The 13,398-nt window shown below is 66.0% G+C and carries 10 protein-coding genes and 2 pseudogenes; 4 read left to right on the top strand and 8 right to left on the bottom strand.

The window, feature by feature from the left end:
* Positions 1-44 precede the first annotated feature (44 nt).
* Both pheT and pheS read right to left on the bottom strand, forming a co-directional pair.
* On the bottom strand, positions 45-2,594 hold the full coding sequence (pheT, locus tag ACF0H6_RS20285) for a phenylalanine--tRNA ligase subunit beta (protein WP_395251220.1): 2,550 nt from the start codon (positions 2,592-2,594) through the stop codon (positions 45-47).
* 2 nt (positions 2,595-2,596) lie between these two features.
* Positions 2,597-3,658, bottom strand: a complete 1,062-nt coding sequence (gene pheS, locus ACF0H6_RS20280; RefSeq protein ID WP_395251219.1) for a phenylalanine--tRNA ligase subunit alpha — start codon at positions 3,656-3,658, stop codon at positions 2,597-2,599.
* A gap of 185 nt (positions 3,659-3,843) precedes the next feature.
* Between pheS and ACF0H6_RS20275 the strand changes: the two genes are divergently transcribed.
* The gene (locus tag ACF0H6_RS20275; RefSeq protein ID WP_395251218.1) at positions 3,844-4,515 is read left to right on the top strand and encodes an SIMPL domain-containing protein; all 672 of its coding nucleotides are present in this window, start codon (positions 3,844-3,846) and stop codon (positions 4,513-4,515) included.
* 10 nt (positions 4,516-4,525) lie between these two features.
* Here the strand turns inward: ACF0H6_RS20275 and pcp are convergent, their stop codons facing one another.
* The 5 genes and pseudogenes from pcp to ACF0H6_RS20250 all read right to left on the bottom strand — a co-directional run bounded on the left by pcp (position 4,526) and on the right by ACF0H6_RS20250 (position 10,233).
* Positions 4,526-5,176 (bottom strand): pyroglutamyl-peptidase I, encoded by a 651-nt coding sequence (gene pcp / locus ACF0H6_RS20270; protein ID WP_395251217.1) that lies wholly within the window; start codon positions 5,174-5,176, stop codon positions 4,526-4,528.
* Positions 5,177-5,420: 244 nt separating this feature from the next.
* Positions 5,421-7,246 (bottom strand): annotated as a pseudogene (locus ACF0H6_RS20265) (DUF222 domain-containing protein).
* 189 nt (positions 7,247-7,435) lie between these two features.
* On the bottom strand, positions 7,436-8,839 hold the full coding sequence (locus ACF0H6_RS20260) for an FAD-dependent oxidoreductase (protein ID WP_395251216.1): 1,404 nt from the start codon (positions 8,837-8,839) through the stop codon (positions 7,436-7,438).
* A gap of 113 nt (positions 8,840-8,952) precedes the next feature.
* Positions 8,953-9,375: an arsenate reductase ArsC gene (locus ACF0H6_RS20255; protein ID WP_395251215.1), complete on the bottom strand. Its 423-nt coding sequence runs from the start codon at positions 9,373-9,375 to the stop codon at positions 8,953-8,955.
* Positions 9,376-9,556: 181 nt separating this feature from the next.
* Positions 9,557-10,233: pseudogene (locus ACF0H6_RS20250) on the bottom strand (helix-turn-helix domain-containing protein).
* A gap of 45 nt (positions 10,234-10,278) precedes the next feature.
* On the opposite strand from ACF0H6_RS20250, the gene ACF0H6_RS20245 reads away from it, so the two are divergent.
* The 3 genes from ACF0H6_RS20245 to ACF0H6_RS20235 all read left to right on the top strand — a co-directional run bounded on the left by ACF0H6_RS20245 (position 10,279) and on the right by ACF0H6_RS20235 (position 12,811).
* Complete coding sequence (locus ACF0H6_RS20245; RefSeq protein WP_395251214.1) at positions 10,279-11,016, top strand: aquaporin; 738 nt, start codon at positions 10,279-10,281, stop codon at positions 11,014-11,016.
* A 56-nt stretch (positions 11,017-11,072) separates the two neighbouring features.
* Positions 11,073-11,429, top strand: coding sequence for an ArsR/SmtB family transcription factor (locus ACF0H6_RS20240; protein ID WP_395251213.1), 357 nt, complete (start codon positions 11,073-11,075; stop codon positions 11,427-11,429).
* A gap of 305 nt (positions 11,430-11,734) precedes the next feature.
* Positions 11,735-12,811: an Rv2578c family radical SAM protein gene (locus ACF0H6_RS20235; protein WP_395251212.1), complete on the top strand. Its 1,077-nt coding sequence runs from the start codon at positions 11,735-11,737 to the stop codon at positions 12,809-12,811.
* Here the strand turns inward: ACF0H6_RS20235 and ACF0H6_RS20230 are convergent.
* Positions 12,808-13,266 (bottom strand): (deoxy)nucleoside triphosphate pyrophosphohydrolase, encoded by a 459-nt coding sequence (locus ACF0H6_RS20230; RefSeq protein WP_395251211.1) that lies wholly within the window; start codon positions 13,264-13,266, stop codon positions 12,808-12,810. The two genes, ACF0H6_RS20235 and ACF0H6_RS20230, sit on opposite strands and share 4 nt — an antisense overlap.
* Between the last annotated feature and the right edge of the window lie 132 nt (positions 13,267-13,398).

Below are 13,398 nucleotides of genomic sequence, written 5' to 3'. Positions count from 1 at the left end.
CTGGATGTGAACAGCCAGCCCCTGGACCCGTATGTCGATAGTCGTCAGCGCTGGACTGCTCCGAACCGCTCCGTGGCGACGGCGACGGCGGCCGCGCGGGCCTCTGATGCCTCGTCTGCTGTAAGGGTGCGGTCCGCGGCGCGGAACCGCAGCCCGAAGGCAAGCGACTTCTTGCCGTCTTCGATGCCCTGGCCCGCGTAGACATCGAACAGTGCGACGTCTTCGAGGAGTTCGCCGGCGCCCTCCCGGAGGGCTGCCAGTACGGCGTCGGCCGGAACGTCCTGCGGCACCACGAGGGCAACGTCCTGCGTAGCCACCGGGAACCCGGAGATGTGCTTGGCAACAATCACATCCGGAGCAGCTTCGAAGAGCGCCTCCACGTTGAGCTCGAGCGCAACCGAACGTGCCGGCATGTCCTGCGCAGCAAGCAGCTTGGGGTGCAGTTCGCCGGCGTAGCCCACCACGTCGCCGGAGCGGAGCGTCAGCTGGGCGGCACGGCCCGGGTGGAACGCCTGGTGGCTGCCTTGGCTCACCACGAGCTCCACGCCAAGGACGTCTCCGATGAACCGGGCGACGTCGAGGGCGTCGGCCCAATCCCATGCCCGCGGCGTGTGGGCCGCGGCAGCCGGGGAATCATGGCCGGTCAAAACTGCGGCGATGTGCAGCGGCTGGTCCGGGACGCCGTCGTACAGTCCATCAAGTACCTCGTCGGAAGGCTTGACGCCCAGCGGCGGGATGGACGCGGTGCCCAGCTGCCCGTCCGGAAGGAAAACAGAACCGGTCTCAAAGAGGGCGAGGTCGCGGAAGCCGCGCGAATGGTTCCGCCGGGCCACCTCGATCAGGCCAGGAATCAAGGACGTACGAAGGTAGCCGTGTTCCTCGCTGATGGGGTTGGCCAATTTGAGGGCGGTGCGCGCCGCGCCTTCCTCTGCCACGCCAAAGGTGTCATTGGCTGACTTGGAGACGAACGGGTAGGAGAGGATCTCCGTCAGCCCGGAATCCGCAAGGGCCTGGATAACGCGGCGTTTCTGCTGCTGCGTCCGGGTCAAACCCCGGCCCGGAGGGGCCACGGGCAAGGTGGCCGGGATCTTGTCATAACCAACCAGCCGGGCAATCTCCTCGGTGAGGTCATCCTTGGTTTCGAGGTCGCTGCGCCAGCTCGGCGCGGTGACGGAGTAGGAGCCTGCGTCCGCGCCCTTCTGGACGGTGGCACCAAGATCCTCAAGGGAACCGGTGATCTGTTCTTCCGTGAAGTCGATGCCGATCCGGGCTGTCGCATAGCCGGCCGGCAGCTCGATGGTCACGGCGTCAGGTGCGGTCCCGACGTCGGTCCCGGCTTCGTCAGCCGTTCCGCCTGCGAGCTCGACCAGCAGGTCGACGACGCGCTGGGCAGCAACGCTGGCGACGTGCCAGTCAACTCCGCGTTCGAAGCGCTTGGACGCCTCTGACGGCAGCTTGTGCCGGCGACGGGAGCGTCCGATCGAGACCTCATCGAAGTGCGCGGCTTCGACCAGGATATTGGTGGTGGAATCAGAAACCTCGGTGTGGGCGCCGCCCATGACTCCGGCGATGCCGATCGCACCGGACGCGTCGGAAATCAGGAGATCTTCGACGTCGAGCGCCCGCACTTTGCCGTCAAGGGTGGTGATCTTCTCCCCGGAGACGGCTCGACGGACCACGATGTCGCCCGAGAGCTTGTCGAGGTCGTAGCAGTGGTTCGGCTGGCCGAGTTCGAGCATCACGTAGTTGGAGATGTCTACCGGCAGCGAAATGGAGCGGATGCCGGCCAGGCGCAGCCTGGAGACCATCCACGGCGGGGTGGGCCGGGTGGCGTCCACGCCGCGAACCGTGCGGGCCACGAAGCGGTCGCAGCCGGGCTTGCCATAGATGGGAGCGTCGTCGTTGAGCTTGACGCCGTAGCCGCCTTGCAGGGAAGCGGGAGCAATCACCTTGGAGGCAGGGTCCGTGAAGACGGTTCCGGTGGCGTGGGCATATTCGCGGGCGACGCCGCGGATCGAAAATGCGTAGCCACGGTCCGGAGTGACATTGATCTCGGCGGCTTCGTCGTAAAGGCCGAGCAAGGACATGGCGTCGGTGCCGAGCTCGGGATCCAAGCCGATCCGGGAGAGCACCAGAATGCCGTCGTGGTCCTCACCGATGCCGAGTTCGCGGACCGAGGCGATCATGCCGGCGGACAGGTGCCCGTAGGTCTTGCGCGCGGAAATGTGGAAGTCGCCGGGCAGCACGGCGCCCGGGAGGGTCACGACTACCTTGTCTCCCTCGACGAAGTTGTGGGCACCGCAAATGATGCCTTGCACGCCGGAGGGATCGATGCCGTCGCCAGTCAGGGTCTGTTCCTGCCCCTCAGGAACGACGCGGACCTGGCACCAGTTGATGGTTTTGCCGTTGCTCTGCGGTTCCTTGACGAGGCTCAGGACCTGGCCCACCACGATGGGACCCTTGAGCGCGTCCGTGGGACGGTGGACTTCTTCTTCTTCAAAGCCGACCTTGACGAGTTCCGCCATGACGTCTTCGGCCGTGGCGTCGGCCGGAACCTGCGCGAATTCACGCAGCCAGGAAAGTGGGATACGCACTGTTAGATCTCCATCCCGAAGTGCTCGCTGAAACGTACATCGCCTTCGATCATGTCGCGCATGTCGCCGACTTCATTGCGGAACATGAGGGCTCGTTCGATGCCCATGCCAAAGGCAAAACCTGAATACTCGTCCGGATCGATGCCGGCGGCGCGCAAGACATTGGGGTTGACCATGCCGCAGCCGCCCCATTCGATCCAGCGCGGGCCGCCCTTGGCGCCCGGGTGCCAGATATCCAGTTCCGCGGACGGCTCGGTGAACGGGAAGTAGTTCGGGCGCAAGCGGATCGAAGCCTCCTCGCCGAACATCTGCCGCGAGAAGTGCTCCAGGGTGCCGAGGAGGTCTGCCATGCTCAGGTTCTTGTCGATGGCGAGGCCTTCGAACTGATGGAACACAGGCGTGTGGGTGGCATCGAGCTCATCGGTGCGGAATACCTTGCCCGGGCACAGCACATAGATCGGAAGATCCCGCTCCAGCATGGCACGCACCTGTACCGGGGAAGTGTGCGTGCGCATGAGCAGGTGCGCTTCGGGAGGTTCCACGAAGAAGGTGTCCTGCATTTCACGGGCCGGGTGGTCCGGCTTGAAGTTGAGGGCGTCGAAGTTGAACCACTCGGACTCGACCTCGGGTCCCTCGGCGATTTCCCAGCCCATGCCGACGAAGATGTCGATGACGCGGTCCTGCAGCGTGGACAGCGGGTGGCGGGCACCGGCGCGCCGTCGCCGTGGTGCGGCCGTGACGTCCACGGTTTCTTCCACAAGGATGCGGGCGTCGTTCTCGGCTTCGAGCACAGTGGTCCGTGCTGCGAGGGCCTGGTTGACACGGCCACGGGAGGAACCCATGAGCTTGCCTGCGGCCGCCTTCTGCTCCTTGGCCAAGCCACCAATTTCGCGGTTGGCGAGGCTCAAGGGCGACTTCTCCCCGGTGTGCGCCAACCGGACGGCTTTGAGTTCTTCGAGGGAGGATGCAGCTGCAATCGCGGCGACGGCTTCCTCAACGGCAGCGGTGATGGCGGCTTCATCCAGAGGGTTCGGGACGGCAGCGCCCGGCAAAGTGTCAGTCATCTACTGTTCTTAGCTACGAGTCGGAATTGGTCTTCACCAGGCAGGGCCATGGCATAAGCAGGATCAATGCTGGCCGGACGCGTCCGGCAGGCACTAACCCACAGTCTAGTTGAAGGCTTCGGCCGGAAAATAACCCATGACGACGGTCGAATCGTTCCTCCGCGCTACGGGGCTAGCATGGCCTCATGACCATGACCCGGACCATCACTGTCACGGGAGAAGGAACCGCTGAAGCCGTCCCGGACCTTCTCACGCTCACGCTCGCCGTTGAGGTCAGGCGCGATTCCGCAGGAACGGCCTATGACGACGCCGGTGAGGTGGCCTCCGCCGTGACGGTCGCCTTGCGCGGGCATGGGGTGGCCGGGCTTGACTTGCGGACCAGCGGCCTCAACCTGCGTGCCGAGCTTGTTTGGGCCGAAAACCAGGGGCAAAAAGTCAGTGGATACGTTGCATCAACCACCTTGGTTGCCCGGGTTAGCCCGCCGACAGCTGCGCCTTCCGCCATTTCCGCGGCGGTCGCGGCAGGAGGAGACAGCTTGCGAATCCATGGGATCGAACAAGGATTCGCGGATTCGTCCGCCGTCGCGGCGCAAGCACAGGAAGCCGCATGGCGGGAGGCCGAGGCGAAGGCAGCTCGATTTGCCGCTCTCGCCGGCGCCCGGCTGGGGCAAGTGTTGTCAATCGAACAGCGCGCTGCGCATGGAGCGCCCGTCCCGATGATGGGCGACATGAAGCGCGCTTCTGCGAGCGAAGGCGTGGCCATCGAGGCAGGATCCATGGCAGTTTCAGCGACCGTGGCGGTGCAGTGGGAATTGGTGCAATTGGAACCGGCCTCCACAAGCCGCGACGCAGGCTGATCCCTCTCCCCTAGTGGATCGCTCCCGCAGAGAGCTTCGCGTCCACCGAAGTCTCGAGAGCAGTACGCACGACGACGGCGATCCCCTCGCCCATGTCCCGCACCGACATCGCCGGCGCTGCACTCCCCTGCGGCAGCCGGGCTTCGTCATAAGGGACGTGGATGAAGCCGCCCCGCGCTTGTGCCGCAACGGGCGTGCTGGAGAGCCAGTGCATCAGGGCGTAGAACACGTGATTGCACACATACGTCCCGGCCGTCTGCGAGACTTCAGCGCGGATTCCGGCGATCTGCAATGCGCGGAGGGCGGACTTCACCGGCAGGGTGCTGAAATATGCTGCGGGACCCCCGCCGACGACTTCCTCATCGATGGGTTGGTTTCCCGCATTGTCCGGAATCCTGGCGTCATCGCAATTGATGGCAACGCGCTCCAAGGAGAGTCGATCCCGACCTCCGGCGAGTCCGGTACATATGACCAGCTCGGGACGCAGCCGCTCCATGGCCTCCTGCAGCACACTGGCCGATTCGCCGAAGACGCACGGCAACTCCAGCGCCTCCACCTCGTGCCCTTCGGCGCGCAGGATGTCCTGCGCCACGAGGACGGCGGTCCACGAAGGATTGGTGGAGTCGCCGCCAAAGGGTTCGAATCCCGTCAGCAGAATCATGGACCCACCCTAGCAACAGCTAGGCCGGATCGGAGGCGTGGCCCGGAACTTGAGGCCAGTTCCGGATCGGAGGCGTGGCCCGGAACTTGAGGCCAGTTCCGGATCGGAGGCGTGGCCCGGAACTTGAGGCCAGTTCCAGATCGGAGGCGTGGCCCGGAACTTGAGGCCAGTTCCAGATCGGAGGCGTGGCCCGGAACTTGAGGCCAGTTCCAGATCGGAGGCGTGGCCCGGGTTCGGAGGCCGTTCAGGAGCTCGGGCCAGCCGGGATCGTCAAGGTCGGATGCGGGCCACGGTCGTCGACATCGGGCGCGGGCCAGCCAGGATTGTCGGCGTCGGGTGCGGGCCAGCCAGGATCGTCGGCGTCGGGTGCGGGCCATGGATGTGCGGCCGTGAATGATGCCCATTCGGGGAAGGGGTCCGGGGGCAGGTCTTGGTCGCCGGGTGTGTGGGTGGTCGCGGGGTGGTCTGGCCAATGCGGTGGCCAGTGGGGTGGTTCCCAGTCTTGGTGTTCGCCGGGGTAGTGCCGTTGTGCCGGTGATGTCCACCCCGGGGGTTGTCTTTGCCGGCTGGGGTGGGTGTCCATCCGGTCCGGTGTTTGAGGCGGTGGTGTTTGGGGCAGAGCTGGCCGAGGTTGTTGATGCCGGTGGTGCCTCTGTCGGCCAGGCCAGGAGGTGGTCTGCTTCGTTGTCCAGGGAGTGGTTGTTGCAACCGGGGAAGGAGCATCTGCCGTCCCGGAGCCGGAGCCATTGCCGCATGGCCTTCGTGACACGGTAGCTGGTCCGCCCGATTTCAAGCGGTGCCCCGTCACGGGGGTCCGTCAGGACACGGTGAAAGGAATCGGCGCCGTCGGCGATCAGGGCCCGGGCCGTGGAGGGCGGGATCGGGCCGTACCCGTCCAGCATGGCCGGTTCCTCCGTGACGCCCAGCAGCGACAGGACCGGGACGGTGATCAGGACCTGCGCCCGCGGAGACGGAACACCCCCGGCCACGCCCGCGCCGGTGCAGTCGGGCAGCTCGCCGTCGCCGTCGCCGTCGGGCATGGTGCCCACGACCGCTCCCGTGCCGCCGTCGCCGTGGGGCAACTTGCCGTCGCCGTCGCCGTCGTCGGGCATGGCGTCGGTGGTGTGGTTGGTGAGGAGCCAGGTGGCGGTGATGTCGGCGCGGAGCTGGGCCAGGGTGCGGGGCTCGTCCGGGCGTTGCAGGGCGCGGGCGGCCGTGGTGGCCCGGTTCCAGATCCCCGTCGCGGTGGCTGCCGGGAGGTAGATGGAGAGCCATGCCATGGCGTCCCGGTCCGGAACGCACTCGACCCGCCGGTCCGCGGCGCTTTTGGTGTGGCGTTCTTCGATGCTGAGCCGGTGGTGGCGCTCGCGCCACGTGCGTGCCTTGGCCCGGAACCGGGACGGGACCAGGTCCCCGGCGTGGCAGCCGCGGGCCGGGTTCGGGGCGCCCGGGTCCAGGAAGTGCGCTTCCAGGGCGGCTGCCCCGGCCGGATCCAGGCTGCCGGTTTCGTCCACGATGATCCGGGCGTGCTGCCAGGAGATCCTCCCGGATTGAAGGGCGGCCAGGGTCAACGGCAGGACCGTGCTCAGTGTCCGGGCGTCGGAGAGGAAGGCCCCCGCGGTCCGTTCGCTGACGGTCAGGACGCAGGCGACTTCGGCGACCAGGGCAAGTTCCCGGGCGGTGCTTTCCTGCGGTGAGGCCACCGGGGCGGCCAGGGCCGTGGCGGCCTGAACGTATTCCGCGGCGAGCCTCGCCTTCAGTGCCGCGGTCCGGGCCTCCAGCCGGGCGACTTCGGCGAGGCCGTCCAGGGCAATCATCGGCCAGACGCCGCAACGGATCGGACTCCTGGAAAGAACCTGACTCCTCGAAGGAACCTGAATCTTGGACGGAATCGGTCTCCAGGCCTGTCTCGATGCCCGGCAGATCACAATGGTCCGCGCCGGTGCCTGGGAACGCGGCAAGCACAGAAACGGACGTAGCAACGGCCTCCGCGGCCGCGCTGATCTCCGCACTCCAAGCTGTACTCCACCCCGCGCTCCACCCCGCGCTCCACGCTGTCCTTCGATCCATACCCACAGCATCGCAGGAGGCACCGACAATATTAGGTCCAGGAACTCGCCCGGTCCGAAGGATCGGCATTCGGGCGGTCGGAACGTTCGTCCGGGGAGACCCGGAGCTTCAGAAGAAGCTGTTTCCGAGGCGGGATGACCTTGCACTCGCCCATCCGCTCGGACCCAGCACCGGGCAGCGGTGCAACCGCTACGAAGCCGCGATCCCGGGCGCCGATATCTCGTGAGCCAGACCGGTGGAGAATCCGAGGAGGACCGGTTCCGGCGCCGCACAGCATCCGGCACCGTCGGAAGCAGACGTGGAAGCAGATGTAGCGGAGGCGGGGACATCGCAGCTGGTTCCGGCGTCGGTGGAGCAGACCCCGGTTTCGGGGAGTTCGAGCTGGACGGTGTCGGCGGCTTCGTGGTCGCCGGCAAGGGCGGCCACGACGGAGCGGACCTGTTCGTAGCCGGTGGCCAGCAAGAAGGTCGGTGCCCGGCCATAGGACTTCATGCCCACGATGTAGAAGTCCTTCTCCGGGTGGGCCAGGAGCTTCGCACCATGCGGAGGAACGGTGCCGCAGGAGTGGAACTCGGGGTCGATCAGGGGCCCGAGTTCCCGCGGCGCCTCAACGGCAGGGTCCAGTTCCAGACGCAATTCCCGCAGGATCTGCAGATCGGGGCGGAACCCGGTACAGGGGATCACGACGTCGACGTCCAGGATGCGGCCGTCCGCGGCTTCAACAGCAACGTGGGTGTCGAGGGACTTCAGGGCGCCGATGCCGAATCCGGTGTGCAGCTCGATGGTGCCGGTCTCTACCAGGCGGCGGAGCCGGGAGCCGAGCTGGCCGCGGGCCGGGAGTCCGTCGGCGTCGCCGCCGCCATACACTTTCTCGGCTGAGGCCCCGCGAACGGCCCACAGGATGGTCGTGTCTGGCTCGTGCTTGGCGAGGTCGGCGAGGTTGATCAGCGTATTTGCCGCGGAGTGCCCGGCGCCGACAACCAGGACCCGGCGTCCTGCGAAGGTCACCCGATCGCGGCCGGTGACGTCGGGAAGGGGCCGGGAGATCCGGTCCGCAGCGGCGTGTTCTCCTGCTGCGGGCAGCCCGGAGGTGCCCAGCGGGTTGCGTATGGACCAAGTGCCGGAGGCATCGATCACGGCGGAGGCGGTGACGTCCCGGATGGTTCCATCGCTGTGCTGGACCCGGACCGAGAACGGGGTGTTTTCACGGTTGAGGGAATGGGTCTTGTCCATGCCTTGGCGGGTGACGGAAAGGACGCGTGCGCCTGTCTGCAGCCGGGCAGCGATCGCCCGGAGTCCTGCCAGCGGTGCCAGATAGTTCTCAATCAGTTCTCCGCCGTAAGGAAGAGCCGTCATGCGGGGTGCTTCCCAGCCCGCCGCTTCCAGGAGACGGACCGCAGCGGCGTCGAGGTTGTAGCGCCACGGGGAGAAAAGACGAATGTGGCGCCATTGCTCGATCGCCGCCCCGGCGGCAGGACCGGATTCCAGGATGAGTGGTTCCAGGCCGCGTTCGAGCAGGTGCGCGGCGGCAGCGAGCCCGACGGGCCCTGCGCCGATCACGACGACGGGAAGCGGGGCGGTCCGTTCATCCATGGAGTTCCTCTTTCGATGTGTTGGTGGGCACTTCGTCGTGGTGCCCGGGCGGGGCCGGCGGTGGGGCTGGCCGGGGCCAGCAGCGGTCCTGGCCAGGCGTGAGCGTGGTCCGTTTACTGAGCGGCCGGTATGAGGGAGTCGATCAATCCCTCTATACGGGTCTTGATCTCGTCGCGGATCGGGCGGACGGCGTCCACGCCCTGCCCGGCCGGGTCCTCCAGGACCCAGTCTTCATAGCGCTTGCCGGGGAAGTACGGGCATTCGTCTCCGCAGCCCATGGTAATCACGACGTCGGATTCCTTGACGGCCTCGGTGGTGAGGACTTTCGGGATCTCGGCGGACATATCGATGCCGAGCTCGGCCATGGCCTGCACCGCTGCGGGGTTGACTTTGTCGGCGGGCTGCGACCCGGCGGAGCGGACCTCGATGCGGCCCTCCGAGAGGGTGGTGAGGAAGGCTGCGGCCATCTGGGAACGGCCGGCGTTGTGGACGCAGACGAAGAGGACGGAAGGCTTCTTGGTGGTTTCAATGCTCACGGGTTTCTCCTGGATGTCGGGATACTGCTTTGGTCGTGGCGGTCAGGGTGATGCCTTCCGTGTTTCGCCCACCACCCTAAGACATTGATGATGATCGATATATGGAGAGTATCACCTTGAACATTGATGGATGTCAATATTTAGATGGACCCCCCCGGACCACTGGGTGCGGGCAGGAAGGTCAGGCGGCGAGGATGCGCGGGGCGAGGTCGCCGATGCGGTGGGTAAGGTCATCGAAGGCGTTCTCGAACGCCTCGGTGGTTCCGGCACGGACGGGATCAGGCACGGACCAGTGCACGTCGCCGAAGCCGGCGAGTTCTTCGTGGGCGTTGTCGCAGACCGTCACCACAAAGGCCCCTGCCGCACTTGCCTGGTCCCAGGAAGTCGAGGGGTGACCTCCGGGAGAGCGATCCCGTGGCGGCGTGCGGCGTCGATGGCGCCGGGGGCAACCCGCGCCGCGGGGTGTGTTCCGGCGGAAGCGCCGGGGATTACGCTGGCTTGCGCCCACAGGGCTGCGGCGAGCTGGGAGCGGGCGGTGTTGGCGGTGCAGACAAAGAGCACGCGCCGGGCGGTGTGCTCGATCCCGGGCGCGAGCCCGTCCAGCGCGCCGGCCGCTAGCTGGATGTAGCTGCGGCGCTTGTCGGCCTCGGAGCGCCGGCGGGTGACCAGGCCCGCATCTTCGAGGGTGCGCAGGTGGTGGGCGAGCAGGTTGGAGGGCATGCCCAGTTCGGCCTGCACCTCCGTCGGCGAGAGGTCGCCCAGAGTCAGCAGGTCGATAATGCGCAGGCGCCCGGCATCGGCCAGCGCGGCATGCTTGGCCAGGCGTTGCTGGAAGGCTGAATTCTCCTCAATGTCCATTGGGTCAAGTTTGACTGAGGTAAATCCATGAGTCAAGCTGATGCCATGACTTCCCCGCAACCGCCGCTGTGGCGCCGTGCCGTCGCCGAGCTCCTCGGCACCTGTCTACTCGTGGCCATCGTGGTCGGCTCGGGGATCGCCGCCCAGCAGCTCTCCCCGGGCGACGTCGGGCTGCAGCTGCTTGAAAACAGCACGGCCACCGTACTCGGGCTGACCGTGCTGATTCTGATGCTCGGCCCGGTCAGCGGTGCGCACTTCAACCCGGTCGTCTCCCTGGCCGACTGGCTCCTGGGCCGGCGCCACGGCACCGGCCTGAGCCTCCCGGAGCTCGGCGCCTACATTGCCGCGCAAACCGTCGGCGCGATCGGCGGAAGCCTCCTCGCGAACGTCATGTTCGGCGTCGGGACCGCCATCTCCACCAAGGAACGCGTCAGCGGCGGGCACCTGGTCGGCGAAGTCGTCGCCACCGCTGGCCTGATTTTGCTGATCTTCGCCCTGGCGCGCACCAACCGCGGGATGCTCGCCGCCCCGGCGGTCGGCGCCTATATCGGGGCCGCGTACTGGTTCACCTCCTCGACCTCCTTCGCGAACCCCGCCGTCACCATCGGCCGGATGTTCAGCGACACCTTTGCCGGCATCGCCCCCGGCTCCGCTCCCGGATTCATCCTCGCCCAAATCCTCGGCACGGGCCTCGGGCTCGGGCTGCTGCTGCTCCTCTTCCCGGGCGCTGCCCGCAGCGTCGACGATGTCCTCGTCCCGCACCACGCCGACGAACGGGTCTGACTCCCCCCAAAGCCCCAAAACATTGATGACCGTCGATGCGGATGCATAATGGAGTCATGACCTCTCCGCAGACCCTTGAACCAGCTCCCGTGGCTGATGACGGCTGCTGCGCACCCGAGGCACCCCCTCCTCTCAGCGCCGAGGAAGCGCAGCAGCGGGCCCTGCTCTTCAAGGCACTCTCGGATCCCAACAGGCTGCGACTGCTCTCCCTTGTCAAGTCCTCGGCCTCCGGGGAGTCCTGCGTCTGCGACCTGACCGAACCCTTGGACCTCGGCCAGCCCACCGTGTCCCACCACCTGAAGATCCTGGTCGACGCGGGCCTGCTCCACCGCGAAAAGCGTGGCACCTGGGCCTACTACTCCATGGTTCCGGGCGCCCTCGAACAAGCTGCCGGACTTCTGGGCAACCTGTGATCTGGACCATCCGGTCCAGCATCTTCCCCGAAAACCAAAGTAGCCTTCGACTCCACCGAACCAACGGCTTTCGGATCATCGGCCGCCGCGAACGCATCGCCCGGATGAACCACGGACCCGCCACCGGACAAAGGCGCGACACGATCCTGCTAGAACGCCGCTCCGCCGCGAGGTTCTAACGAGCCAACGCAGGCTTGAGCACCACGGCCCCTGATGCGCGCAGCTCAGCAGACCACCCGGGCGTATTTGATGGGCAAGCGCACTGGGTCTTGACAAGTGTTCGAACATATATTCGAATGGAGGTCATGAGATGGGACGCACAAGCACTTTCACCACAACGTGGTCCGGCACCCGGAGACAACAGCATCAGCATTCCGTCCGGAGCCGCCCCAGCTCCGGACGCCTTGCTGCCGCTGGCCGGGCTTGTGCGTTCCGTCTCAACCCCCGAATTCTCCGGAGTCACCTTTCATGAGGTCACCGCCAAATCGGTGCTCAACAAGGTGGCGTCCGGTTCCCAGATGCCGTTCGAATGGACCGTCAACCCCTACCGGGGCTGCAGCCACGCCTGCGTGTACTGCTTCGCGCGGAAGAGCCACACCTATCTGGAGTTCGACGCCGGCCGTGATTTCGATTCCCAAGTGATAGTGAAGATCAACGCTGCCGAGGTCCTGCGCAAAGAATTATCGAAGCCGTCGTGGGCCCACCATCATGTGGCGCTGGGCACCAACACTGATCCGTACCAAAGGGCCGAGGGCCGTTACCAACTGATGCCGGGGATCATCCGGGCCTTGGCCGATTCCGGTACACCGTTTTCCATCCTGACCAAGGGAACCCTCCTGGGCCGAGACATACCGCTACTCAAGCACGCATCCAGCCAAGTACAGGTGGATCTGGGTATCTCGCTTGCCATGACCGATGAAACCCTCGCCTCGGCGGTTGAACCGGGAACCCCAGCACCCCGCGCCAGGCTCAAACTCATCCGCCGGCTGCGCGAAGCCGGCCTGCCTTGCGGTGTCATGGCCATGCCCATCCTGCCGTGGCTCACGGATAGCGACGACGCCCTGGAGTCACTCTTCAGCGCCTTGGCCGCGGCTGGTGCCACAGGCGTCAGCGCCGGGGCCTTGTACCTGAAGCCGGGCACCCGCGAATGGTTCATGCAATGGCTGGCCGCCAATTATCCGGGCCTCGTCGGCAAGTACCGGCGTCTCTACGGCCATGGCTCTTATGCCTCAAAGGAATACAGAACCTGGCTGAGCGGCCGCATCAACTATTTCAAAGCCCGCCATGGCTTTTCCGGAAGCTACGGATTCAGCCACAGGAACGCTGTTACAGACAAGGAGTCCGCTTCGCTTCCACCTGCCGGCCAGCCCACTCTTTTCTAGCCGCGCAGCCCTTTTCCAGACAACACGCCGGAATCCACCCGTTCGAGCAGGGATCGAACAATCGGCAGGTCAGCGGGAATCCACGGCAAGGCTAAAGCCTCATCGCCGTCGCTGAGTGAGACCCAGCGGAGTTCGTCATGGTCCTGGAGCGGAAGGGGTTCGCCTTGGAGCAATTCGGCGAACCACACCCTCATGACAGCCCGTTCGTTCAAAGGCCACCCGCCTTCGGCGTCCGCCTCCACCTCGGCCCCGAGCCGGACCGTGATCCCGAGTTCCTCAAGCAGTTCCCGGTGCAGTGCGTCCTCAAAGGACTCCCCGGCCTCCAGCTTGCCACCAGGGAACTCCCACATTCCGGCGAACTGCGGCGGAGCGCTGCGTCTCGCGATGAGCAGACGGCTCGGATTTTCGAGGGAATCGACGACGGCGGCGCCCGCCACACTTATGAGTCCAGTCACTGCAACAGTCTAGGGGTGCCTGCGCTGCGGACCGGATATGGAAGTCGTCACATACGCGGACATCGGCCGGCGTCTCGCACTAGACTTGAAAATCGGATTTATTCCCTTTCGAGTGGCCGCCGCTCACACCCA

Source organism: Arthrobacter sp. NA-172 (genome assembly GCF_043952055.1).
GTDB lineage: Bacteria > Actinomycetota > Actinomycetes > Actinomycetales > Micrococcaceae > Arthrobacter.
The sequence above is the reverse complement of the archived record's forward strand: the minus strand, read 5'-3'. Positions and strand labels throughout refer to the sequence as shown.